Below are 24,389 nucleotides of genomic sequence, written 5' to 3'. Positions count from 1 at the left end.
GCGCCTTGTTCTGCTCTAGCTCGCGAGATCGTGAACAGGTTCTAAGCGGTAGCAAAATGAAAGAGGGCCCCTTGCGGGCCCTCTTTTTTTGCCTGGAAAATGGCGTCTCGCCAGCACGCAAGGACAGCCAGGCCGATGGACAAGCATTACTGCCACTACCACCAGGCGCAGCCCGCCACCTGGTTCTGCCTGCCGTGCCAGCGCCACTACGGCGACTGCTGCGTGCCGCTGAACGCCGACGCACCGGAATACGCCCCGGCCTGCCCGCTGTGCCGCAACGGCCTGCAGTACCTGGGCGCGGCCAACAGCGCCCAGCCGTTCTGGGAGCGCCTGCCGAAGTTCTTCGCCTACGCCCTGCAACCGGGCCCGCTGATGTTCGCCGCGGCGCTGGCCCTGGCCAGTCTGTTCATGCCCAGCATGCTGCTGCTGTGGCTGGCCCTGCTGAGCGTGGCCACCAAGTACCTGCACAGCGTCATCGAGGCGGTCAGCCTGGGCAGCAACGACGCGCCCGGCCTGGGCGAGGCCTTCGACCTCTCCAGCCTGGGCGCCTTCCTGCGCCAGCTGGCGGTGTTCGTCGTGGCCGCGGTGCTGCTGTGGCTGGCCGCGGACTTCGACAATCCTTCGCTGTTCTGGGCGGTGAACGTCGCCCTGGTGCTGGTGTTGCCGGCCAGCATCATCCGCCTGGCCCTGGACAAGAGCCTGGGCGCGGCGCTCAGCCCGGTGGAGGTCGGCCAGGTGATCGGCGCCATGGGCTGGCGCTACCTGATCCTCTGCGTCTTCCTGTTCATCCTCTGGCAATCGCCGAACTACCTGGCCTGGCTGCTCGGCTTCGGCCTGCCCAAGGTGGTGCTGATGCCGGTGATGGTGGCGCTGCTCGGCTACTTCGGCGTGGTGATGTGCGCAATGATGGGTTACGCCGTGTTCCAGTACCAGGGCGCGCTGGGCTGCGCGGTGGCTGGCGATGACCTCGTGCAGGGCTTCCCCGAGGCCGAATGGCGCCGGCGCCGGGCGCTGGCAGAAGCCGAAGTGCGGGTGAAGGAAGGGCAGGGCGGCGCCGCCGTGGAAACCCTGGCCGCGGCCCTGCGCCAGGACCCCGAGGACCTGCGCCTGAACGAGCGCTACCACCAGCTGCTGTACGGGCTGAACGAGCGCGAGGCCTGCCTGGCTCACCTGGCGGGCTACCTGCCCCTGGCGACGCGGCTGAACCCGCAACTGGCGGCCGGCGCGCTGCTCAATGCCCGGCAGTTGCAGGCCGACTACCTGCCGGACGATCCGCTGGTGTGCGAGCGCATCGCCGAGGTGCTGCTGCAGCGGCACAAGGCCCGCGAGGCCCTGAGCCTGCTGCGCAACCTGCACCAGCGCTTCCCGCAGTACCCGCAGATTCCGCGGGCGTACCTGCTGGCCGCGCGCGGCTTCGCCGAAGGCCTCGGGCAGCTGGAGCCGGCCGGCAAGCTGCTGGCGTTCATCCGCCAGCGCTACCCGGACACGCCGCTGCTCGCCGAGGTGGCCAGCCTGGAACAGGTGCTGGAGAAGATGGCCCGCCAGGGCGGTTAGCCCATGCAAATTGCACGGCGCCCCGGGCCCCAGTGTGCAATTTGCCGGCCAGGGTGCCTCTGGCTATTTTTCTATGTGTTTGATTTATAAGAGATTAGTCTTAGCGGAAAAACTGGCCCGGAGCTTGCGATATCCCTTGTGAAACTGCCGCCAGGCATGGTCGCAGTTCCTTGCAAAGTACAGGAGAGATCGCCATGAAACACCGTTTCAGCAAACTGGCCCTTGCCGCTGCCACCGCTTCCGCCCTGAGCTTCTCGCTCGCCAGCCCGGTGTTCGCGCAACCGACGACCCTCGCTGCGAATGACACCGTGCAGAAGACCGAGGAAGCGGTTTCCGATACCTGGATCACCAGCAAGGTGAAATCCAGCCTGATCGCCAACAAGGACATCAGCGGCACCAGCATCAAGGTGGAAACCAACCAGGGTGTGGTCTCCCTGTCCGGTACCGTGAAGACCGACGCCGAGCGTGACCTGGCGATCGAAACCACCAAGGGCATCAAGGGCGTCAAAGCGGTTTCCGCCGACGGCCTGAAGGCCGTGGACTGACAATGGCGGCCCGGCTCGCGCCGGGCCTGCCCATCGAACGAGGAATAGCGTGATGAATTCCGACGTGATCAAGGGCAAGTGGAAGCAGCTGTCCGGCACCCTGAAGGAAAAGTGGGGCAAGCTGACCGACGACGACCTGCAAGTGGCGGACGGACATGCCGAATACCTGGTCGGCAAGCTGCAGGAGCGCTACGGCTGGAGCCGCGACCGTGCGGAGCAGGAAGTCCGCGACTTCAGCGACCGCCTGTAACCCTGCGCGAGGTTTCACGAGGCCCCGCCGGCGCAAGCCGGCGGGGCCTCTTCGTCAGCGCGCCAGTTGCTGCTGGTAGAGCGCCAGCTGGCGCGTCTGCTCGGCCTCGGGGTAGCGCTGGCGAAGGAACTGCGCCAGTTCGCGCAGGCCCTGGCTGTCGCGCTGGGCGCCGAGGCGCTTGGCCAGTTGCAGCGTCATCTGCGGCAGCTGCGCCGGGTGCTGGCCGCTTTTCGCCAGGCGCCGCCAGGCCCCCAGGGCGCGTGGCCCGTCTTCCAGTTGCAGGAGCCTCTGCAGCAGGTGCAACTGCACCGCGGGGTGGGCCAGCTGGCGCTGTTTCTCCGCGGCGCTGTCGTCGGCCAGACGGCGCAGCAGGGCGGCGGCCTCGCTCGGCGGCAGGGCGAACAGCTGCTTGAGCACGGCGCCGAGCAGCGCCGCATCCTGGCGGGAGACCGCCACGCCGTACAGGCGCTCGATCAGCAGCAGGCGCCCGGGGTGGCGTTGCAGCAGGTCGTGCCCGCGGCTCGCCGCCTGGTCCAGGGCGAAGCGGCCGATCAGGGCGTCGAGGGCGGCCAGGTCGCGCTTGAAGCCGGCGTCGGGGTCTTCCTTGGCCAGGTAGGCTTCGTCGACCTTCAGCCGCCCGAAGCGGCGTGGCAGCCACACCAGCAGGAAGCCCGAGGCCAGGCCGCCGAGGTGGGCGTAGTAGTTGACGTGGTCGGCGGCGCGCAGCAGGCCGTAGAGCTCCTTGCCCATCCACAGCGGCAGTATCCACAGCGCCGGCGCGCTGAAGTAGCCGAGCAGCGGCCCCAGCCAGTAGAAGAAGCGGATGCGCCGCAACCCGTAGACGCCGATGTACATGCCCATCAGCCCGGAGATGGCGCCGGAGGCGCCGATGCCGGTGACCCATACCGGGTCCAGCGCCCACCACAGCAGCCCGGAGCAGAGCCCGCTGACCAGGTACAGGGCGAGGTACTTGAGACGGCCCAGGGCGATTTCCAGGGCGAAGCCGAAGATGAACAGGAACACCATGTTGCCGGCCAGGTGCCAGAAGTCGCCGTGCAGGAACATGGAGCCGAACAACCCCTGGAGGCTGAACTGCGCGGGGATGAAGCCGAAGCGCAGCGAACTCAGGCGATCCCGCGCGGCCTCGACGCTGGCCCGCGCCGATTGCCAGGCCGGGTCCTGCTGGAAGGCCGGCTGGCCGCGCAGTTCATGGCCGAACTCCAGGTCGCGGAGGATCAGCCAGGCCAGATCCTGGCGGCGCAGGCCTTCGATGGCGCGCTTCTGGTTGTCGTCCAGCTTCTCGCGGCGCACCAGCGATTCGCCGAACAGCGCGCGCTCGCGGCCCAGCAGGTCCAGCTCCAGGTAGACGCCGACGGCCTGTTCCTGGCGGGCCCGGTCGCCACCCTGGTAGACGAAGAAGATCAGGCAGTTGAGCAGGATCAGCAGCAGCGTCACCAGCGGCGGCTTCTTCCAGTCCAGCGGGTGTTCGGCGGGCACGATGAGCATGGGCGACCTGTCCTTGGCGGTGATGGCGCGAGACTATCACCGGCATCGGGCGCTGTCTGTCAGTTGCTGCGCTTGCTCTGGATGGCGTCGACGCGGTTGCCGCGCAAGCGCACGAAATACAGCATGCCGTTCCAGGGCCCGTAGATCCATTCCTCCACCCGCACCTCCTCGCGCTGGCCCCAGTCGCCGACGACGATGCGGTTGCCCAGGTAGGAACGGTCCACCGGCTGGCCGCAGCGTTCGAGCACGTCGCTGCTGCTGTCGCCGCTGCTGATCAGGCGGCTGCCGCAGCGCAGGCTGTCGGCCAGCGCCGGGGCGGCGGCGAGCAGCAGCAGGGGGAGGACGAACAGGCGCATGGCGGCTCCGCTGCGGTCAGTCGCGCTTGAATTCGATGCGCTTGAGGCGGTTGGCTTCGAAGGTGAGGATGTAGGTGGCGCCGTTGCGCGGGCCGTACACCCATTCCTCGACCTTGAACTCGCGGCGGTCGTAGCCGCCGAGGGTGTAGCCGACGTCGTCGCGATGGTCCGGCGCGCCGCACTTCTGCTCCACTTCCCAGGCGCGGTCGCCGACGCTGACCAGGGCGCTGCCGCAGCGCATGCTGTCGGCCTGGGCGCCGGCGCTGGCCAGCAGCAGGGCGCCGGCCAGCAGGGGAAGGGACTTCATCGGGGCATGCCTCATTCGCTGTCGAGGTGGAGCTGGGTGACGACCTCGCCGCCCTTTTCCGCCTCGGCCTGGCTGACGTCGATCAGGTAGATGCGATCATCCCCCAGTCCGCCCTTGGTGACCAGATAGTCCTTGATGTGCGCGCCGCGCTCCTGGGCCAGCTTGCGCAGCAGCAACTGGCTGCCGCTCCAGGAGTCGACCACCGCCTGGCGCAGCTTGGCGGTGCGCTCGTCCTTGCCCAGTTCCTGCCACTCGGCCGGCGGCTGTTTCTTCAGGCGCGTGCGGTAGATGCCTTCGAGCAGGGCCGGTTGCAGGTCTTCCGGCACTTCCAGCTGGCTGGCGTCGCTGGGCACCTTGTCGCCGCGGCGCTGCAGCATCTTGTAGTAGTTGCTGCGGAATTCCTGCTGCAGGCGCTGCTCGGCCAGCAGCGGGCCGTCGGCCGCGGCGGCGCTCACCCCCTCGACTTCCAGCTTCAGCGCCGGGCGCTGCTTGAGCGCGGCGGCGAGCTTGTCGAGGTTGCCTTGCGCCGCGGGCGTCAGCTCGCTGGAGCCGGCGGCGAAGGGCACGTTGCCCAGGTCCTCGTCGCCACCGCCGGCGGCCAGGCCGGCGATGAACTTGAAGGGCGCCTGCACGGCGCGCAGCACCAGGTTGCGCAGGGTCTGCCAGACGATGGGCATGACGCTGAACTGCGGGTTGTTCAGGTCGCCTTCCACCGGCAGCTGGATGTCGATGTTGCCGTTGGTGTCCTTGAGCAGGGCCACCGCCAGCTTCACCGGCAGGTCGACGGCGTCGGGGCTGTCGACCTTCTCGCCCAGCTGCAGGTGTTCCACCAGCACCTTGTTGTCGGCCTTCAGCTGGCCCTTGGTGATCTGGTAGTGCAGGTCGAGGTTGAGCCGGCCCTTGCGGATGCGGTAGCCGGCGAATTTGCCGGAGTAGGGCGTCAGGGTGGTCAGCTCTACGCGCTTGAAGCTGGTGGCGATGTCCAGCTTCTCCAGCGGCGAGAAGGGGTTGAGGCTGCCCTTGATGGTCACCGGGGCGTACTTGTCGACCTTGCCCTTGATGTCGACGCTGGCCGGCTGCGGGTTGCGGTTGTCGAGGGTGCCGATCTCGCCGCCCAGTTGCTGGATGGCGGTGGCGAAGTCCGGGCGCAGGGTCAGGTCGGCGAAGTTGGCCGAGCCGTCGTTGATGCGGATGCCGCCGATGTGGATGCCCAGGGGCTTGTCGCTGCCGGCCTTGGCCGGGCTGGCGGCGCCCTTGGCCGCCGGCTGCTCGGGCTGGGCGATGATCAGCTCGCTGACGTTGGTGCTGCGGTCCTCGTTGATGATGAAGCGCGCGTAGGGCTGCTCGAAGGACACGCTCTGGATCACCAGGCTGTCGCCATGCTTGTAGGCCAGCCCGTCGAGGGTGAGCTTCTGCCATTTGACGAAGTCGCGGCTCTTCAGGGTGTCCAGGGTGTGCAGCTGGCTGACCTCGGCGCTGCCGCCGACGCTGAAGGCCAGCGGCTCGGTGCTCCTGAGGTCGACGTCGAGCTTGCTGGCGAGGAAGCCGCTGCGCAGCTCCAGGCGGATGAAGGGTTCCAGGTACGACTGCGCCAGGCGCAGGTCGATGTCGCGGGTGGCGACCTTGAGCCTGGCGCTGACCGGGTTGGGGATGACGCTGCCGCTGGCCTCGATCAGCCCGCGGTTGCCGATGCCGGTCTTGAGCTTGAGCTGTAGCGCCTGGGTCAGCGAGCTGTCGAGGTCCTGCAGGTCGAGGTCCAACGGGCCGACGTCCAGGGCCACCGACCTGGCCGGTACGCGGTCGGCCAGGTGCACCTTGTAGCCGCGCAGCTGGGTGTCGCGCAGGACCACGTGCCAGGGCTTCTGCGGCTCGGTCGGCCTGGCCGGTTCCGGCGGCGGGCTTGCCGGCTTGTCGGCGGCGGCCGCAGCCTGGTCGGCTTGGGCTTGGGCTTGGGCTTGGGCTTGGGCTTGGGCTTGGGCTTGGGCTTGGGCTTGGGCTTGGGCTTGGGCTTGGGCTTGGGCCTCTGCTTCAGGTTTGGCCTCGGGCTTCGCCGCGGCCTGGGTTGCGGTCTTGTCCGCCGGGGCCGCATCGGTCTTGGCGGGCGCAGGGCTGGCTGCGTCCGCTACGGGCTTGGCGGCCGCAGTGGCGTCGGCGGGTTTCGCCGCGGCATCGGCCGTGGGCGCCGGCTGTTCGGCAGGGGCAGGGGCCGGCTTGCGCGCGGGCTTCTGGAAGTCGGCGAAGAGTTTCTGCCAGTCGAGCTGGCCGTCCTTCTCGCGGGCCGCCCAGGTTTCCAGGCCCTGGCTGCGGATCTGGCCGACCAGCACTTCGCGCTTGGCCAGGTCCAGGCTGGTCTCGGCCACGTCGAGGCTGGCCAGGGTGACCAGCGGCTTGCCGGCCGGGCTCTTGAGGTCGAGGTCGCGCAGGTTGGCGCTGGTCTTTTCCAACTGCAGCTGGGTGTCCTTGCTCAGGTCCAGCTTGTACTCGGTGGCAACGCTGAGGATGCCCTTCTGCAACTCCAGCGGCGCGTTGTCGCGCACGTAGGGCCACCAGGCCTTGAGCGGAATGTCCTGGATCGACAGGCTGCCGCTGGAGGCGAGCGGAGTCAGGCTGAGGTCGCCCTTCCAGTCGACCTTGCCGCCGTGGGGGCCGGCGCCGCTCAGGGTCATCTGCGCGCCGCTGTCGGGCAGGGTGCTGAGGTTGTGCAGCTCGAAGCCCAGCGGGTCGAAGACGAAATCCACCTGCTCGCTCGGGCGGTTGTCCTGGAAGTGCACGCTGCCCTGGCTCAGGGCGACGCGCTCGATGCGCAGCGGGAAGGGCTTGCTGTCCGGCTGCTCGGGCTTGGGCTCGCTGGGCGGCAGCTTGAACAGGCGGCCGAGGTTGAGGCTGCCGTCCTCGGCGAACACCACTTCGCCATGGGGCTTGTCCAGTTGCACGTCGGCCAGGTGCAGCTGGCGCGTCCACAGGCTGTCGAGCTGCAGGTTGGCGTACAGGCGCTCGAAGGCCACCTGCTCCTGGCCGGGCTGGCCGATGCGCAGGCCCCAGACGTTCAGCTCCAGGCTGAAGGGGTTGAGCTCGATGCGCTCGATGTGCGCCGGCACGGTGGCGTACTGGGCCAGTTGCTGGTTGGCCACGCGCAGGGCGATGCCGGGGAGGATCAGGAAGCCCAGCAGGCAATAGAGGAGGAACAGCAGCACCAGGGTGCCGATCGCGCGAATCAATCCTTTGGGCATAGCGGGAGTCATTTTCCGTCGTGGCGTACCTCGGAGTATGGCACGCGTGCAAAGTTCCAAGTCTTGAGCCGTGGCAGCGCGGCCGCGGCGCTCAGGCCTGCAGGTTGTGCTGGCGGGCGAACTCCACCAGGTCCACCAGGCTGTTCAGCTGCAGTTTCTCGAGGATGCGCGTCTTGTAGGTGCTGACGGTCTTCTGGCTGAGGAACAGCTCCTCGGCGATCTGCTTGTTGCTCTGGCCGCGCACCAGGCTGCGCAGCACCACCAGCTCGCGCGGGGTGAGCGCCGCCACCGGGTCGTCGCCGGGCTGCCCGGGCGCGCCCAGGGGGCGCTCGGGGAAGCAGCGGTAGCCGGCGACCAGCATGCGCGCGGCGTTGAGGATGGCCGTGGTGTCCTTGTTCTTGCTGACGAAACCGTGCCCGCCGGCGGCTTCCACGCGGCTGGCGTAGAGCCGCTCGTCCTGGGAGCTGAGCACCAGCAGGCGGATGTTCTCGTCGAAGATGTGCACCCGCGCCAGCAGGTCCATGCCGTCCATGCCCGGCAGGTTGAGGTCGAGGATGACCAGGTCGGGCTTGTGCTGGCGCACCAGGTTGAGCCCGGCGTTGCCGTCGTCGGCCTCGCCGACGATTTCGAACTGGGGGTCCTGGGCGAGCAGCGAGCGAATCGCCAGGCGCATGGCCGGGTGATCCTCCACCACGATGACGCGTTTGTTCATGGGCAATCCTTTAAGGCGCGATCCGCCCAATGAAGATAGCCCAGTTGGCGCGACCTTGCGGCCGCGCCCGGCGAGGCTCAGCGTTGCAGGGCCAGCGCGACGCCCTGGCCGCCACCGATGCAGAGGGTGGCGAGGCCCTTCTTCGCGTCGCGGCGGAGCATTTCGTGCAGCAGGGTGACCAGCACGCGGCAGCCGGAGGCGCCGATGGGGTGGCCGAGGGCGATGGCGCCGCCGTTGACGTTGACCTTGGCGGTGTCCCAGCCCAGTTCCTTGCCCACCGCCAGGGACTGCGCGGCGAAGGCTTCGTTGGCCTCGATCAGGTCCAGCTCGGCCAGCTGCCAGCCGGCCTTGTCCAGGCAGCGGCGGGTGGCGGAGACCGGGCCGATGCCCATGATCGCCGGGTCGACGCCGGCATTGGCGTAGGCGGCGATGCGCGCCAGCACCGGCAGGCCCAGTTCGGCGGCCTTGGCGGCGCTCATCAGCAGCACGGCGGCGGCGCCGTCGTTGAGGGTGGAGGCGTTGCCGGCGGTGACGCTGCCGTCTTTCTTGAAGGCCGGCTTGAGCTTGGCCAGGGACTCGGCGCTGGTGCCGGCGCGGACCTGTTCGTCGGTGGCGAAGCGCAGCGGCTCGCCCTTGCGCTGGGGAATCTCGATGGGGGTGATCTCCGCCTCGAAGCGCCCGGCGGCGATGGCTTCGGCGGCCTTGCGCTGGGACTCGGCGGCGAAGGCGTCCTGCTCCTTGCGGCTGATGCCGTACTTGTCCACCAGGTTCTCGGCGGTGATGCCCATGTGGTAGTCGTTGAAGGCGTCCCACAGGCCGTCGACGATCATGCTGTCGAGCAGTTGCGCATGGCCCATGCGCAGGCCGGTGCGGGCCTTGGGCAGCACGTAGGGCGACAGGCTCATGCTTTCCTGGCCGCCGGCGACGATCACTTCGGCATCGCCGCAGCGGATGGCCTGGGCGGCCAGGTGCAGGGCCTTGAGGCCCGAGCCGCAGACCTTGTTGACGGTCATCGCCGGTACGCTGTTCGGCAGGCCGGCGGCGATGGCGGCCTGGCGCGCGGGGTTCTGCCCGGCGCCGGCGGTGAGGGTCTGGCCGAGGATGACTTCGTCGACCGCCTCGGCGGCGACGCCGGTCTGTTCGAGCAGGCGGCGGATCACCGCGGCGCCCAGCTCATGGGCCGGCAGGGCCGACAGGGAACCCTGGAAGCTGCCGATGGCGGTGCGGGTGGCAGCGACTATGACGACATCTTGCATGACACGAATCCTCAGCATGGGGCGGCGCGGGCCGCGGCGAACGAGCGGGCATGGTTGCACAGGCGGGCATGGCCGACCACTCTCCGAACCGCTGAGTCAGGCGCGGGATCGGCCGGTCAGCGCAGCGGCGGCAGGCCCATGCGCCGGCGCGCGCGGTGCAGCGAGCCGTTGCGCACCGCCCAGCGCAGCAGTGGCACGCTGCGCTTCACGCTGGTGCGGATCAACTGGCGTTGCAGCGGGCGCAGGGAGAAACCGAGCATGTCGGCGGCCCAGTCCGGCAGCAGGTCGATGCCGGCGCGCATCATCAGCGCGCTGAAGGGCCTGGCCAGGGAGCTGGGCGCCGGGGCGTCGAGCAGCACCTCGACCACGTCGCGGGTGCGCTCGTTGTAGCGCAGCCGGGGGCGCATGCGCTCCAGGTACTCGGCCACCTCCAGGCGCGAGCGCGGCACGTCGCGGGCGCCCAGGCGTTCGGCGACCAGGGCGATCTCGTCGTAGTAGCGATCCTGCTCGCTGCCGGGCAGCTCGGGGTTCAGGTAGCGCAGGTGCGACTTGAGGAAGCAGCTGACCTCGGCGACGTGCACCCAGGTCAGCAGGTCCGGATCGCTGGCCGCATAGGGCGTGCCGTCGGGCAGGGTGCCGCTGACGTTGTCGTGGATGCGCCGCACCCGGGCGATCAGCTTTTCGGCGTCGGCCACCGAGCCGTAGGTGGTGGTGGAGATGAACTGGCCGGTGCGGCGCAGGCGGCCGAGCATGTCGGCGCGGAAGTTGGAGTGGTCCCAGACGCCGCCCAGGGCGGCGGGGTGGAGCATCTGCAGGAGCAGGGCGCTGATGCCGCCGATGAGCATGGAGCTGAAGTCGCCATGGACTTTCCAGCAGGCCGAATCGGGGCCGAACAGGCCCGGATCGCCCTTGGGGGATTCGAAATCGACGCCCCCGAGGGCGAGTCCGGTCAGGCTCAGGACCTGGCTTTCGATATGACGGCGAACGGTTTCCATGTCGACGAGCTGCAAGCCTCAAGCGTCAAGCTACAAGTGGTGCATACGGTTAGCTTAACCGCAGGCGCTCTGTCTTGCAGCTTGCAGCCGCCCTTCACCTGTTGATGCGGTTGTCGATCAGCCCCTGGACCACGCCGGGGTCGGCGAGGGTCGAGGTGTCGCCGAGGTTGTCCAGTTCGTTGCAGGCGATCTTGCGCAGGATGCGCCGCATGATCTTGCCCGAACGCGTCTTCGGCAGGCCCGGCGCCCACTGCAGCACTTCCGGCTTGGCGAAGCTGCCGATCTCCTTGCTGACCACCGCCAGCAGTTCCTGCTTCAGCTCTTCGCTGGGCTCGACGCCGTTCATCGGCGTGACGAAGGCGTAGATGCCCTGGCCCTTGAGGTCGTGGGGGTAGCCCACCACCGCGGCCTCGGCGATGCCGTCGTGCAGCACCAGGGCGCTTTCCACCTCGGCGGTGCCGATGCGGTGGCCGGAGACGTTGATCACGTCGTCGACGCGCCCGGTGATCCAGTAGTAGCCGTCCTCGTCGCGGCGCGCGCCGTCGCCGGTGAAGTAGTAGCCGGGGTAGGGCTTGAAGTAGGTGTCGACCATGCGCTGGTGGTCGCCGTAGATGCTGCGGATCTGGCTCGGCCAGCTGGCCTTGATCGCCAGCACGCCGGCGCCGGGGCCGTCGATTTCCTTGCCGTGCTCGTCCAGCAGCACCGGCTGCACGCCGAAGAACGGCAGGGTCGCCGAGCCGGGCTTGAGCGAAGTGGCGCCGGGCAGCGGGGTGATGAGGATGCTGCCGGTCTCGGTCTGCCACCAGGTGTCGACGATCGGGCAGCGCGTCTCGCCGACCACGTGGTAGTACCACTCCCAGGCCTCGGGGTTGATCGGCTCGCCCACCGAGCCGAGCAGGCGCAGGCTGGCGCGCGAGGTCTTCTTCACCGGTTCCTCGCCTTCGCGCATCAGGGCGCGGATGGCGGTGGGCGCGGTGTAGAAGATGTTCACCTGGTGCTTGTCGATCACCTGCCAGAAGCGCGAGGCGTCCGGGTAGCTGGGCACGCCCTCGAACATCAGGGTGGTGGCGCCGTTGGCCAGCGGGCCGTAGACGATGTAGCTGTGCCCGGTGACCCAGCCGACGTCGGCGGTGCACCAGTAGATGTCCCCCTCGTGGTAGTCGAACACGTACTTGTGCGTCATGGCCGCGCCCAGCAGGTAGCCGCCGGTGGTGTGCAGCACGCCCTTGGGCTTGCCGGTGGAGCCGGAGGTGTAGAGGATGAACAGCGGGTCCTCGGCGTCCATGGGCTCCGGCGGGCAGTCCTCGCTGACGCCGTGCAGGGCCTCGTGGTACCAGAGGTCGCGGCCCTCGACCCAGGGCACCTTGCCCTGGGTGCGCTGCACCACCACCACGGTGGAGACGTTCGGGCAGTCCTGCAGGGCCTTTTCCACGTTCTGCTTGAGCGGGATGTACTTGCCGCCGCGCACGCCTTCGTCGGCGGTGATCACGGTGCGGCAGTCGGCGTCGAGGATGCGGTCGCGCAGGGAGTCCGGCGAGAAGCCGCCGAACACCACCGAGTGGATGGCGCCGATGCGCGCGCAAGCGAGCATGGCGTAGGCCGCCTCGGGGATCATCGGCATGTAGATGCACACCCGGTCGCCCTTCTCCACGCCGCGGCTCTTGAGCACGTTGGCCAGGCGGCAGACATGGCTGTGCAGCTTGCGGTAGGTGATGTGGGCGGACTCGGCGGGGTTGTCGCCTTCCCAGATGATGGCGACCTGTTCGCCGCGCTGTTCCAGGTGGCGGTCGATGCAGTTGTAGGCGACGTTGAGCTGGCCGCCCTTGAACCAGCTGGCCTGGCCGCGGGCCAGGTCGCCGTGGTGCACGGAATGCCAGGGCTTGAACCAGTCGAGCAGGGCCTTGGCCTGCTCGCCCCAGAACACGTCCGGTTGTTCGATGGATTGGCGGTAGAGGCGCCGGTAGCCCTCCTCGTCGAGGTAGGCACGCTGGCGAACGGCGTCCGGCACCGGGTGAGCGGTGATTTCGAACATGACGATATCCTTGTTGTTGTGATGTTTTGCTAAGGCGTCTGGTTCAAGACTGGGCCAATGCGCGGCCCGGTTCAAGCCTTGGAGGGATGGCCGGCAGTTCGATTGTGGAGGCGTAGGGCGGATAACGCCCACGGCGTTATCCGCCGTTTGGCCTTGGTGCCCGGCAGCTCCGGGGTTGACCTGGGCGCTGGCTGCGGCCTCGGTGTATCGGCGGATAACCGCGAACGGTTATTCGCCCTACGTCATGGTCGGGCCTGGCGTAGGGCGCATAACGCCTACGGCGTTATCCGCCGTTTGGCCTTGGTCCCCGGCGGCTCCGGGGTTGAGCTGGGCGTTGGCTGTGGCCTCGGTGTATCGGCGGATAACCGCGAACGGTTATTCGCCCTACGTTAGGGCAGGAATCAGCCGCGGTGGCGGCCGCGGAAGAAGTCGATCAGGCCCTGGGTGGAGGCGTCCTCGGCCGGGCTTTCCTCGCTGCCGACCAGGCGCCCGTAGACGGCCTTGCCCAGCTCCTTGCCCAGCTCCACGCCCCACTGGTCGAAGGCGTTGATGCCCCAGAGAATGCTCTGCACGTAGACCTTGTGCTCGTACATGGCGATCAGCGCGCCCAGGCGGCGGGCGCTGATGCGCTCCAGCACCAGGGTGTTGCTCGGGCGGTTGCCGGGGATCACCTTGTGCGGCGCCAGGCGCTGCACCTCGGCCTCGTCCAGGCCCTTGGCGCGCAGCTCGGCCTCGGCTTCGGCGCGGGTCTTGCCCTGCATCAGCGCCTGGCTCTGCGACAGGCAGTTGGCGTACAGCCACTGGTGGTGGTCGGCCAGCGGGTTGTAGCTGGAGACCGGGACGATGAAGTCCGCCGGGATCAGCTGGGTGCCCTGGTGCAGCAGCTGGTGGTAGGCGTGCTGGCCGTTGCAGCCGACGCCGCCCCAGATCACCGGGCCGGTGCCGGCGCTGACCGGGGTGCCGTCCTGGCGCACGCTCTTGCCGTTGGACTCCATGTCCAGCTGCTGCAGGTGGTCGGTGATGTTCCGCAGGTAGTAGTCGTAGGGCAGGATGGCGTGGCTGCGCGCGCCCCAGAAGTCGCCGTACCAGACGCCGAGCAGGCCCAGCAGCACCGGGATGTTGCGGGCGAAGGGCGCGCTCTGGAAGTGCTGGTCCATGCTGTAGGCGCCGGACAGCAGCTCCTTGAAGTTGTTGATGCCCACCGACATGGCGATCGGCAGGCCGATGGCCGACCACAGCGAGTAGCGCCCGCCGACCCAGTCCCACATGGGGAACACGTTCTCTTCGCGGATGCCGAAGGCCACCGCCGCTTCCTTGTTGCTGGAAACCGCGATGAAGTGGCGGTACAGCTCGGCTTCGTTGCCGCCCTGGGCCAGATACCAGGCGCGTGCGGCCTGGGCGTTCTTCAGCGTCTCCAGGGTGCCGAAGGACTTGGAGGAGACGATGAACAGGGTGGTCTCGGCGTTCAGCTTGCTGGTCAGCTCGCGGAACTCGCTGCCGTCGATATTGGCCAGGTAGTGGCAGCGCACGCCTTTCTGGGCGAAGGGCAGCAGGGCCTCTGAGACCAGCTGCGGGCCGAGGAAGGAGCCGCCGATGCCGATGTTCACCACGTCGGTGATGGGCTTCTCGGTGTAGCCGCGCCACAGGCCGTTGTGCACGTAGCTGACCAGCTCGGTCATCTGGTGCAGCACGCGGTGCACTTCCGGCATCACGTCGACGCCGTCCACCAGCACCTTGTCGCCGATCGGCCGGCGCAGCGCGGTGTGCAGCACCGGACGGCGCTCGGAGGCGTTGATCACCTCGCCGCGGAACATGGACTGGATGGCCTCGCCCAGCTGGGCTTCTTCCGCCAGCTTGACCAGCAGGCCGAGGGTGTCCTCGCGGATCAGGTTCTTCGAGAAGTCGAGGAACAGGCCGCAGGCGCTCAGGGAGAAACGCTCGAAACGCTTCGGATCGCCGGCGAATGCCTGGCGCATGCTGAAGTCCTGCAGATCCTTGCGGTGCTCGGCCAGTGCCTGCCAGCTCGGCAGGCGAGTGGCATCCAGCGGGGTGAGGTGGTGTTCCATGCGGTACCTTCGGGGGTGTGACGTGCGTTGGAGCGTGAAAAAGCCCGGGGGTTCCGGGCTTTGACGGTTCAGGCGAGCTGCACCGGGATGGCGTTGCTGGTGTGGCTGAGCTGGTTGCCCGGGGCCATGTAGAGCATGCGCGGCTGGTAGTTGGCGAGCTCGGCGTCGCTGTACTGAGCATAAGCGCAGATGATCACCCGGTCACCCACCTTGGCCTTGTGCGCGGCGGCGCCGTTGACCGAAATCATCCGCGAGCCTTCCTCGCCGCGGATGGCGTAGGTGGTGAAGCGCTCGCCGTTGTCGACGTTGTAGATCTGGATCTGTTCGTACTCGCGGATACCGGCGAGGTCCAGCCACTCGCCATCGATGGCGCAGGAGCCTTCGTAGTCGAGGACGGCGTGGGTGACTTCGGCGCGGTGCAGCTTGGCCTTGAGCATGATGCTGTGCATGGCGGGCGCTCCTGTTGTTGTGGGGCTTGGCGCGGACGGCGGCAGAGTATGCCCAACCTGTTACCCGGCCTCAAGCCGCGTGCGGCGCGGCCTGGGCGGGTAACGGCGGGTCAGTCGAGCTGCAGCGGCAGGTTGTCGATCAGGCGGGTCTTGCCGAGGAAGGCGGCGGCCAGGACCACCACCTGCCGGTCGCCGGCGTCGGCAGGGCGCAGGCTCAGGGCCTCGCGGATTTCCAGGTAGTCCACCCGCAGGCCGGCGGCCTCGATCTGCCGGCGGCCCTCTTCGAGCAGCGCCGGAAAGTCGCGCGAGCCGCCGCGCAGGGCCTCGGCGAGCTGCCGCAGGGTGCGCTGGATGGCCGGCGCGCGGGCGCGCTCCTCCTCGTTCAGGTAGCCGTTGCGCGAGGACAGCGCCAGGCCGTCCTCGGCGCGCACGGTGGGCTCGCCGAAGATCTGCACAGGGATGTTCAGGTCGCGCACCAGCTTGCGGATCACCGCCAGTTGCTGGAAGTCCTTCTCGCCGAACAGGGCCATGTCCGGCTGCACCATGTTCAGCAGCTTGCAGACCACGGTGGCGACGCCGTCGAAGTGGCCCGGGCGGCTGCCGCCGCACAGCCCCTCGGAAACCCCGGGCACGCTGACCTTGGTCTGGCCTTGCATGCCATCGGGGTACATCTCTTCCACGCCCGGGGCGAACAGCAGGTGGCAGCCGGCTTCCAGCAGCCTGGCCTGGTCGGCGGCGAGGGTGCGCGGGTACTTGTCCAGGTCTTCGCTGGGGCCGAACTGCAGCGGGTTGACGAAGATGCTGGCGACCACGAAGTCGGCGCGCTGGCCGGCCTTGGCCACCAGGGCGGCGTGGCCGGCGTGCAGGTTGCCCATGGTCGGCACCAGGGCGATGCGCTTGCCTTCGCCGCGCGCGCGGGCGACGGCGGCGCGCAGTTCGCGGACGGTCTTGACGGTGTTCATGCGGAGAATCCGTGTTCGGGGCCGGGGAAGGTGCCGTCTTTCACGGCCTTGACGTAGGCGGCGAAGGCGCCCTGGATGCTGTCCTGGCCTTCCATGAAGTTCTTCACGAACTTGGGCGCGCGGCCGGACAGCGACAGGCCCAGCATGTCGTGCATCACCAGGACCTGGCCGTCGGTGCCGGGGCCGGCGCCGATGCCGATCACCGGGATCTTCACCGCTTCGCTGATCTCCTGGCCCAGGGCGCTGGGCACGCACTCCAGCAGCAGCATGGCCACGCCGGCCTGCTCCAGGGCGATGGCGTCGGCGCGCAGCTGGCGGGCCTGGGCTTCCTGGCGGCCCTGGACCTTGAAGCCGCCGAACAGGTTGACCGATTGCGGGGTCAGGCCCAGGTGCGCGCACACCGGCACGCCCATCTGCGCCAGGCGCACGATGGGCTCGGCCAGCCAGGCGCCGCCTTCGAGCTTGACCATGTGGGCGCCGGCCTGCATGACCTTGACCGCGTCGTCCAGCAGGCGCTGCAGCGAGGTGCCGGAGGCGAAGGGCAGGTCGGTGACGATCATCGCGCCCTGGTTGCCGCGCTTCACGCAGGCGGTGTGGTAGGCCATTTCCTCGACCGTGACCGGCAGCGTGCTGTCGTGGCCTTGCAGCACCATGCCGAGGGAGTCGCCGATCAGCAGCATCTCCGCGCCCGCGGCGCTGGCCGCCTGGGCGAAGGTGGCATCGTAGGCTGTGAGCATCGCGATCTTCTCGCCGCTTTGCTTCAGGCCTTGCAGGGTGGTCAGGGTGACATCAGGCATGAAAACGGTCCTCGTTGGGCCGGCTGGCGCCGGCGCGGGGCACCTATAGTCCGGATGGGGCGGAGCGAAGTCAATCGCAGGTGTTACCGGACTGTTACGGCGTTACCGCCAACTGGGGTGACGATCAGGATAGCCGTTCGAGACCGGCGAATGGGCAATCCGCCAGCAGTTCCGACAGGCTGCGGCCGTCGGGCAGGCGCAGCTGCGGCGCCAGGTCCGCCAGGGGGTAGAGAACGAAGGCGCGGGCGTGCATGTGGTAGTGCGGCACGGTCAGGCGCGGCTCGTCGAGCTGGCGCTCGCCGAACAGCAGGATGTCCAGGTCGAGGGTGCGCGGGCCCCAGCGTTCGTCCTTGCGCACGCGGCCCTGTTCCAGCTCGATGCGCTGCAGGGCGTCGAGCAGGGCCAGGGGGGCAAGCTCTGTGTCCAGCGCGGCCACGGCGTTGACGTAGCGCGGCTGGTCCGGCGGGCCCAGCGGGTCGCTGGCGTAGAAGGGCGAAACCGCGGCCAGCGTGGTTTGCGGGATGGCCCGCAGGGCTTCGATGGCGGCGCGCAGTTGGCCCAGGGGATCGGCAAGGTTGCTGCCCAGGCCGAGATAGACGCGCTCGCTCACTCGTTGCCGGCCCCCTCGCTGCGCGGGCCTCGGCGGCGACGGCTAGCACCGCCGCGGCGACGCTTGCGCGGGGCAGCGCCGCCATCGTCCGGGCTGGCCGCCAGGTTGCGGATCATGCCGCGGCGTTCGCCGTCGCTGGCGTCCTGGTAGTCGGTCCACCAGTCGCCGAGGCCGCCGGTTTCTTCACCGGCGCTCTCGCGCAGCAGCAGGAAGTCGTAGCCGGCGCGGAAGCGCGGGTTCTCCAGCAGCAGATCGGCGCGCTTGCCCTGGCGCCGCGGCAGGCGTTCCTGCATGTCCCAGATCTCGCGGATCGGGATGGTGAAGCGCTTGGGCACGGCGGTGCGCTGGCACTGCTCGCTGATCAGTTCGTGGGCGGCTTCCTGCATCGCCGGGATCGGCGGCATGCCGCGCTCCTGCAGCTGCGCCACGCGCGCCGGCAGGGCCGGCCAGAGCAGGGCGGCGAAGAGGAAGGCGGGAGTGACCGGCTTGCCCTGGTGGATGCGCAGATCGGTGTTGGCCAGGGCCTGGCGGATCAGCTTGCCGGTGTATTCCGGATTGCGGGCCAGGGCCTTGGCGCTGGCCGGGAACAGCGGGGCGAACAGCTCGTATTCGAGCAGCAGCTCGAAGGTGCGCTCGCCGCGGCCGCTGAGGAACAGCTTGAGCACTTCGTCGAACAGCCGCGCCGAGGGAATCTCGCGCAGCAGCGGCGCCAGCTTGCGGATCGGCGCGGCGCTGTGCTTCTCGATCTCGAAGTCCAGCTTGGCGGCGAAGCGCACCGCGCGCAGCATGCGCACCGGGTCTTCGAGGTAGCGCTGCTCGGGGTCGCCGATCAGGCGCACCAGGCGGTTGCGGATGTCGTGCACGCCGTGGGCGTAGTCGAGGATGCGCTCGTCGCTGCAGTCGAAGTACAGGGCGTTGATGGTGAAGTCGCGGCGCTGGGCGTCGTCTTCCAGGGTGCCGTAGACGTTGTCGCGCAGGATGCGCCCGGCCTCGTTGCGCGACGCCTGGTTGCTGTCGCCTTCGCCTTCTTCCTGCGGGTGGTGGGCACGGAAGGTGGCCACCTCGATGATCTCGCGGCCGAAATGCACGTGCACCAGCTTGAAACGCCGACCGATCACCCGCGCGTTGCGGAATTCGGCGCGCACCTGCTCGGGGGTGGCGCTGGTGGCCACGTCGAAGTCCTTGGGGGCGATGCCCAGCAACTGGTCACGGACGCCGCCGCCGACGATGTAGGCCTGGTATCCCGCCTTCTGCAGCCGGTCCACCACGCTCACCGCATGCCGGCTGAACTGCTCGCGACGCAGCGGATGCTGGTTGCTGCCGACGATTTCCGGAGTGGTGCGGACTGCGCGCTTGCGGCGCAAGGGAGAGCGAAGGGAGGAGATCAGCTTTTTCAGCATGGAGGCACTATTAACAGGTTGGGGTGGATTGCGTCGCGCAACGCAGCGTGCCCTGGCCGGTGGTCGCAGTCGGCAGGCAGCCCATCATGCTTGAAAAGCATGGCCAGCGGAAACAATCGGCGGTAATTCTGATGCGTTGTATATCCGAACGGGTTCGGATTCTAGCATCGGGGCGCAGGAGATGGGGAACGAAGGAAGGAGAGGGAAGCAGGGGAGAGCGGGGAAAGCTACTGGGGGAGCCGAAGCTCCCCCCCAAGTAGGTGCGTGCTTTGTTCTTGTTATGATGCCGGGCTTGTTGTTTTTGTTTGTAGACCCGTCCTCGAGGCTAGCCGCTTCGAGGCATTCCCATTCGGGATCGACAAGAGCAAACGGATTGCTTTGGTCGCTGAGTGAGCAGTGATCTTTCGATCCAACCGATTTCGCCGCTGCCTCGAGGCAGTTTTATTGTTCTTCGATCGGTTGCGGGATTTCTCCCGCCAGCTACTCTCCTCCAAAAGAATCAGTTAGCTGCGCCTCCGCGATTTTGTTTTTGTTGTGCTGGAGTCGTTACGTGTTGTTTTTGTTCTGTGGTTTCGTGCTTGTTATTGTTGTTGTGCCAATAACAAAGCAGATGCCGTGCCAACTTTTGAGAATCCTTATTTTTCAAGGGTTTAGCTGTAGGAAGGGGTTTCGGGCAGGCACAAAAAAGCCGGGTTATCGTTACCGATGAACCCGGCTTTTGTTACGCGGGATGTCCGCGGTAACAGCTGTGCGCACCTCAGGAGTCGGCCGAGGCCCCCGACTTGCGCCGCGGGATGCCCAGGCGCTGGCGCCGTTCCCACAGGCATTTGCGGCTGATACCCAGCTTGCGGGCCAGCTCGGTCTCGGTCATGTGGTCCTGGTGCTCGAGGACGAAATGCTGGAAGTAGTCCTCCAGCGACAGGTCCTCGGTGGGCTCGTGGTTGTTGGCCGCCACGGCGTTGCGCACCTCCGCCTCGTCGACGAAGTCGTCCTCCAGATCGTCCAGCTCGATGTCGATGCCCAGCAGGTCGGCGGGGATTTCCTGGCCTTCGCTGAGGATCACCGCGCGCTCGATGGCGTTCTCCAGCTCGCGCACGTTACCCGGCCACGGGTAGTGGCGGATGGCCTGTTCGGCCTCGTGGGAGAAACTCAGCGGGGCGCGCCCCATCTGCGAGCACTGGCGCGCCAGGAAGGCGCGGGCGATCTCCATCACGTCGCTGCCGCGCTCGCGCAGGGGCGGCAGCTTCAGCGAGATGACGTGCAGGCGGTAATAGAGGTCTTCGCGGAACTGCCCGGTCTTGGCCAGCATCTTCAGGTCGCGGTGGGTGGCGGCGATCAGGCGCACGTCGACCTTCTGCGACTGCACCGAGCCGACACGGCGGATCTCGCCTTCCTGCAGCACGCGCAGCAGGCGGGCCTGGGCTTCCAGCGGCAGTTCGCCGATCTCGTCGAGGAACAGGGTGCCGCCGTCCGCGGCTTCCACCAGGCCGGCGCGGCCGGCGCTGGCGCCGGTGAAGGCGCCCTTCTCGTGGCCGAACAGTTCGGATTCGATCAGGGTTTCCGGGATGGCCGCGCAGTTCACCGAGATCAGCGGCGCCTTGGTGCGCTTGGACAGGTTGTGCAGGGCGCGCGCCACCAGTTCCTTGCCGGTGCCCGATTCGCCCTGGATCAGGACATTGGAGTCGGTGGGGGCAACCTTGCGGATCTTCGAATACAGCTCGAGCATCGGCGGACAGGAGCCGATGATGCCGATCTCGCCCTCGGCCGGGGCGGCGTTACCGTTACCGCGCTCGCCCGCCGTGCGGGTGTTACCCCGTGCCTCGGCGCTGGCGCCACGGCCTTCCTGGCGGTCCTTGAGGATGCGCGCCACGGCCTGGAGCATCTCGTCGTGGTCGAAGGGCTTGGCGATGTAGTCCACCGCGCCCATCTTCATCGAGTCCACGGCCGAGCGCAGGCTGGCGTAGCTGGTCATGATCAGCACCGGGGTGCCCTGGGCCAGCTTGATCAGTTCGGTGCCGGGGGCGCCGGGCAGGCGCAGGTCGCTGACGATCATGTCGAAGGACGGAATGCTGTAGCGCTCCTGGGCCTCCTGGACCGAGCCGGCCTCGCTGACCTGGTACTGGTTGCGCTCGAGCAACCGTCGCAGGGCGGAACGGATGATGGTTTCGTCTTCGACGATGAGGATATGTGCCATGTATTCAGCTCTCTCGACGTGCTCGTCTACTGCTCGGCCGTCGGGCCAGGATGCCGCGGCAAGGTCACGCGGATGCGGGTGCCGCATTCGCGTTCCGGATCGGCCGGGCTGTCGATGGTGATCTGCCCATAATGCTCTTCCACGATCGAATAGACCAGTGCGAGGCCCAGGCCGGTCCCCTTGCCGGGGTCCTTAGTGGTGAAGAAGGGCTCGAACAGGCGATCGATGATGGACTTGGGAATGCCGCTGCCTTCGTCTTCGACGATGAGGTCGACGGTGTTCTCCGAGGCTTCGCTGCGTACCCGTATGGCGCCGCCGGGCGGGGAGGCGTCGCGGGCGTTGGACAGCAGGTTGATGAGTACCTGGGCCAGGCGCTGGGCATCGCCCTCCACCCAGTGGTCCGGGTCGCACAGGTTGAAGAACTGCACTTCGACGCTGCGTCGGTTCAACGATAGCAAACTGATGGCTTCCTGGGTGACATCGGCCAGGCACACCGGCTCGGCGGCCACCTGCTTGCCGCCGGCGTGGGCGAAGCTCATCAGCGACTGGACGATGCGCGAGACGCGCTTGGTCTGTTCGAGGATCTGCGCGCTGATCTCGGTCAGCTCGCCGTCGCCCTCGCGTTCCTCGCGCAGGTTCTGCGCCAGGCAAGCGATGCCGGTGATGGGGTTGCCGATCTCGTGGGCCACGCCGGCGGCCAGGCGGCCGATGGAGGCCAGGCGCTCGGAGTGGATCAGCTTGTCTTCCAGGGACTGCGTCTCGGTGAGGTCCTCGACCAGCAGCACCAGGCCGGTGTTGCCCGGCGCCAGGGGTTCCTCGATGGCCGCCTTGTGCAGGTTCAGCCAGCGCGTCTGGCCGTCGATGGCCAGGCGCTGCTTGTGCAGGTGCTGGTCGGGGGCCTCGATGAAGCCTTCCAGCAGGCCCTTCCAGGGATCCGGCAGGGCCGACAGGCGCGAGCCGACCACGCGCTGCGCGGGCACCCCGGTGAGTTCCTCGATGGCGCGGTTCCACATCAGCACTTCCTGGTCCTTGGCCAGCGAGCACACGCCCATCGGCAGGTCCTGCAAGGTCTGGCGGTGGTAGCGGCGCAGGGCGTCCAGTTCCGCGGCCAGGCCGGTGAGCCGCGAGTGGTAGTCCTCCAGGCGGCTCTCGATGAAGTGGATGTCCTCGGTGACGTAGCTTTCGCTGTTGGCCTTGTAGGGCAGGAAGGTCTCGACCATGTCCTGGGCCACGCTCGGGCCCATCAGCCCGGAGAGGTTGGCCTCGATGCGATCGCGCAGGCGGCGCAGGGCGTAGGGGCGGCGCTCGTCGAAGGGCAGGTGCAGGTCGCGCAGGGCCTGCTCCACTTCCTTCTGCGCGGTCTTGGCGCCCAGCGGCTTGGCCAACTGGCTGGCGAATTCCTGCGGCGAGACGGCGAGCAGTTCGCGGCGCTGCGGGCGGCGCACGTTGTCCACCGCGCAGGCTTCGGCAGCGCCCTTTTCCTCGTCGCTGGGCTCGCTGAACAGCGACACCAGGGTGAACACCAGCACGTTGGCCGCCAGCGAGGCGAGGGCGGCCAGGTGCCAACTGGCCTCGTCGAGCACGTACAGCGAGTCGAACAGCGGGATGTGCAGGGTCTGCACGTTGCCCATCAGCGGCACCAGCATGGTGGCGCCCCACACCAGCATGCCCGCCACCAGGCCGGCGATGAAGCCGCGGCGGTTGGCCGCGGGCCAGTAGAGCACCGAGAGCGCGCCGGGGAGGAACTGCAGGGTGGCGACGAAGGAGACGATGCCCAGGTTCGACAGTTCCTGCTCCGAGCCCAGCAGCAGGTAGAAGCCGTAGCCGAGCAGGATGATGGTGGCGATCAGCGCCCGCCGCGTCCATTTCAGCCAGCGGTAGATGTTGCCCTCGGCCGGCGGCTGGTACAGCGGCAGCACCAGGTGGTTGAGGACCATGCCCGACAGCGCCAGGGTCATCACGATGATCAGCCCGCTGGCCGCCGAGATGCCGCCGATGAAGGCGGCCAGCGCCAGGGCCGGGCTGTCCACCGCCATGCCCAGGCCGAGGGTGAAGTATTCCGGGTTGGTCGAGGCGCCCAGGTGCAGGCCGGCCCAGAGGATCGGCGGCACCGCCAGGCTCATCGGCAGCAGGAACAGCGGCAGGCCCCAGCTGGCGCTGAGCAGGGCGCGCGGGTTGAGGTTCTCGGTGAAGGTCATGTGATACATGTGCGGCATCACGATGGCCGAGGCGAAGAACACCAGCAGCAGGGTGCGCCAGGGCCCCTCGGCCAGCGGCGTGTGCAGGGTGCTCAGGGCCTCCTGGTTCTGCAGCAGCCACACCTCCAGGCCGTCGGGGCCGCCGAACACGCCGTAGAGGGCGAACAGGCCGATGGAGCCCAGGGCGATCAGCTTGACCAGGGATTCGAAGGCGATGGCCATCACCAGCCCTTCGTGGCGCTCGCGGGTGGCGATGTGGCGGGCGCCGAAGAGGATGGCGAACAGGGTGATCAGCGCGCAGAACGCCAGCGCCGCGCTGTGGGCGTCGGCGCCGCGGGTCAGCAGGCTGATGGAGTTGGTCACCGCCTCGATCTGCAGGGCCAGCATGGGTAGCACGCCGATCAGCATGAACAGCGTGGTCAGCGCGCCGGCCCAGGTGCTGCGGAAGCGGAAGGCGAACAGGTCGGCCAGCGACGACAACTGGTAGGCGCGGGTGATGCGCAGGATCGGGTAGAGCAGCACCGGGGCCAGCAGGAAGGCCCCGGACACCCCCAGGTAGATGGCCAGGAAGCCGTAGCCGTACTGGTAGGCCAGGCCGACGGTGCCATAGAAGGCCCAGGCGCTGGCGTAGACGCCCAGCGACAGGGTGTACACCAGCGGGTGGCGCACCAGGCGGCGCGGCACGTAGCCGCGCTCGGTGATCCAGGCGACCCCGAACAGGGTGGTGAGGTAGGCGGCGCTGATCAGGATCAGCTGGGTGAGGCTAAAGCTCGTCAGCATCGCGCTGGCTCTGCAGGATGAAGGTCACGACTATGAGAATCAGCCACAGCAGGTAAGGGCGATACCAGGCGCCGTTGGGGTCGATCCACCAGTCCATGATGGCGGGCGAGAACAGGTAGATGCCCACGACCAGGAGCAGCACCAGTCGGTAGATGTACATGTCATGCCTCTCGTTGTGCGGACGGCAGGC

Annotated in this window: 20 protein-coding genes; 3 read left to right on the top strand and 17 right to left on the bottom strand. The window is 68.0% G+C overall.

Annotated elements, in window-relative coordinates; translation table 11 throughout:
- Positions 1 to 135: 135 nt before the first annotated feature.
- The 3 genes from QSJ95_RS28055 to QSJ95_RS28045 all read left to right on the top strand — a co-directional run bounded on the left by QSJ95_RS28055 (position 136) and on the right by QSJ95_RS28045 (position 2,349).
- Entirely contained in the window at positions 136 to 1,554 is a 1,419-nt protein-coding gene (locus tag QSJ95_RS28055; RefSeq protein WP_285646844.1) for a hypothetical protein, read from the top strand.
- Between the two features lie 194 nt (positions 1,555 to 1,748).
- Positions 1,749 to 2,099, top strand: coding sequence for a BON domain-containing protein (locus QSJ95_RS28050; RefSeq protein WP_009613032.1), 351 nt, complete (start codon positions 1,749 to 1,751; stop codon positions 2,097 to 2,099).
- A gap of 52 nt (positions 2,100 to 2,151) precedes the next feature.
- The gene (locus QSJ95_RS28045; protein WP_009613031.1) at positions 2,152 to 2,349 is read left to right on the top strand and encodes a CsbD family protein; all 198 of its coding nucleotides are present in this window, start codon (positions 2,152 to 2,154) and stop codon (positions 2,347 to 2,349) included.
- Between the two features lie 54 nt (positions 2,350 to 2,403).
- Here QSJ95_RS28045 and QSJ95_RS28040 read toward each other — a convergent pair whose 3' ends face one another.
- The 17 genes from QSJ95_RS28040 to QSJ95_RS27960 all read right to left on the bottom strand — a co-directional run bounded on the left by QSJ95_RS28040 (position 2,404) and on the right by QSJ95_RS27960 (position 24,359).
- Complete coding sequence (locus QSJ95_RS28040; protein WP_285646841.1) at positions 2,404 to 3,855, bottom strand: rhomboid family intramembrane serine protease; 1,452 nt, start codon at positions 3,853 to 3,855, stop codon at positions 2,404 to 2,406.
- 59 nt (positions 3,856 to 3,914) lie between these two features.
- Positions 3,915 to 4,211, bottom strand: a complete 297-nt coding sequence (locus QSJ95_RS28035) for a DUF2845 domain-containing protein (RefSeq protein ID WP_058488403.1) — start codon at positions 4,209 to 4,211, stop codon at positions 3,915 to 3,917.
- A 16-nt stretch (positions 4,212 to 4,227) separates the two neighbouring features.
- The gene (locus QSJ95_RS28030) at positions 4,228 to 4,518 is read right to left on the bottom strand and encodes a DUF2845 domain-containing protein (protein ID WP_043269023.1); all 291 of its coding nucleotides are present in this window, start codon (positions 4,516 to 4,518) and stop codon (positions 4,228 to 4,230) included.
- An 11-nt stretch (positions 4,519 to 4,529) separates the two neighbouring features.
- Complete coding sequence (locus QSJ95_RS28025; protein ID WP_285646837.1) at positions 4,530 to 7,748, bottom strand: DUF748 domain-containing protein; 3,219 nt, start codon at positions 7,746 to 7,748, stop codon at positions 4,530 to 4,532.
- A gap of 91 nt (positions 7,749 to 7,839) precedes the next feature.
- Positions 7,840 to 8,460: a response regulator transcription factor gene (locus QSJ95_RS28020; RefSeq protein ID WP_009613026.1), complete on the bottom strand. Its 621-nt coding sequence runs from the start codon at positions 8,458 to 8,460 to the stop codon at positions 7,840 to 7,842.
- Between the two features lie 77 nt (positions 8,461 to 8,537).
- Positions 8,538 to 9,716, bottom strand: a complete 1,179-nt coding sequence (locus tag QSJ95_RS28015) for an acetyl-CoA C-acetyltransferase (protein WP_285646834.1) — start codon at positions 9,714 to 9,716, stop codon at positions 8,538 to 8,540.
- A gap of 116 nt (positions 9,717 to 9,832) precedes the next feature.
- Positions 9,833 to 10,711, bottom strand: coding sequence for an oxygenase MpaB family protein (locus QSJ95_RS28010; RefSeq protein WP_285646832.1), 879 nt, complete (start codon positions 10,709 to 10,711; stop codon positions 9,833 to 9,835).
- Between the two features lie 94 nt (positions 10,712 to 10,805).
- Positions 10,806 to 12,743, bottom strand: coding sequence for an acetate--CoA ligase (acs, locus tag QSJ95_RS28005; RefSeq protein WP_267853457.1), 1,938 nt, complete (start codon positions 12,741 to 12,743; stop codon positions 10,806 to 10,808).
- Between the two features lie 401 nt (positions 12,744 to 13,144).
- A complete protein-coding gene (gene pgi / locus QSJ95_RS28000; RefSeq protein WP_043269031.1) occupies positions 13,145 to 14,809 on the bottom strand; it encodes a glucose-6-phosphate isomerase in 1,665 nt (554 codons plus the stop codon).
- Positions 14,810 to 14,877: 68 nt separating this feature from the next.
- Positions 14,878 to 15,258 carry an aspartate 1-decarboxylase gene (gene panD, locus QSJ95_RS27995; protein ID WP_009613020.1) on the bottom strand — a complete coding sequence of 127 codons (381 nt, stop codon included), beginning with the start codon at positions 15,256 to 15,258 and terminating at the stop codon, positions 14,878 to 14,880.
- A 110-nt stretch (positions 15,259 to 15,368) separates the two neighbouring features.
- Positions 15,369 to 16,220 (bottom strand): pantoate--beta-alanine ligase, encoded by an 852-nt coding sequence (gene panC / locus QSJ95_RS27990; protein WP_285646827.1) that lies wholly within the window; start codon positions 16,218 to 16,220, stop codon positions 15,369 to 15,371.
- Complete coding sequence (gene panB / locus QSJ95_RS27985) at positions 16,217 to 17,017, bottom strand: 3-methyl-2-oxobutanoate hydroxymethyltransferase (RefSeq protein ID WP_009613015.1); 801 nt, start codon at positions 17,015 to 17,017, stop codon at positions 16,217 to 16,219. Before panB ends, panC begins: the two co-directional genes overlap by 4 nt.
- 124 nt (positions 17,018 to 17,141) lie before the next feature.
- Positions 17,142 to 17,627, bottom strand: a complete 486-nt coding sequence (folK, locus tag QSJ95_RS27980) for a 2-amino-4-hydroxy-6-hydroxymethyldihydropteridine diphosphokinase (RefSeq protein ID WP_281688793.1) — start codon at positions 17,625 to 17,627, stop codon at positions 17,142 to 17,144.
- Entirely contained in the window at positions 17,624 to 19,027 is a 1,404-nt protein-coding gene (locus QSJ95_RS27975) for a polynucleotide adenylyltransferase PcnB (RefSeq protein WP_285646823.1), read from the bottom strand. The genes folK and QSJ95_RS27975 overlap by 4 nt, the downstream gene beginning before the upstream one ends.
- 757 nt (positions 19,028 to 19,784) lie before the next feature.
- Entirely contained in the window at positions 19,785 to 21,221 is a 1,437-nt protein-coding gene (locus QSJ95_RS27970) for a sigma-54-dependent transcriptional regulator (RefSeq protein WP_285646821.1), read from the bottom strand.
- Between the two features lie 26 nt (positions 21,222 to 21,247).
- Positions 21,248 to 24,199, bottom strand: a complete 2,952-nt coding sequence (locus QSJ95_RS27965; RefSeq protein ID WP_285646819.1) for a sensor histidine kinase — start codon at positions 24,197 to 24,199, stop codon at positions 21,248 to 21,250.
- Positions 24,183 to 24,359, bottom strand: coding sequence for a hypothetical protein (locus tag QSJ95_RS27960; RefSeq protein WP_003095129.1), 177 nt, complete (start codon positions 24,357 to 24,359; stop codon positions 24,183 to 24,185). Before QSJ95_RS27960 ends, QSJ95_RS27965 begins: the two co-directional genes overlap by 17 nt.
- Positions 24,360 to 24,389: the final 30 nt, after the last annotated feature.

It is taken from the genome of Pseudomonas sp. NBRC 100443 (assembly GCF_030268185.1).
Lineage (GTDB): Bacteria > Pseudomonadota > Gammaproteobacteria > Pseudomonadales > Pseudomonadaceae > Pseudomonas > Pseudomonas citronellolis.
Note: the sequence above shows the minus strand (reverse complement) of the source record. Positions and strands in the feature narration are given on the sequence as shown.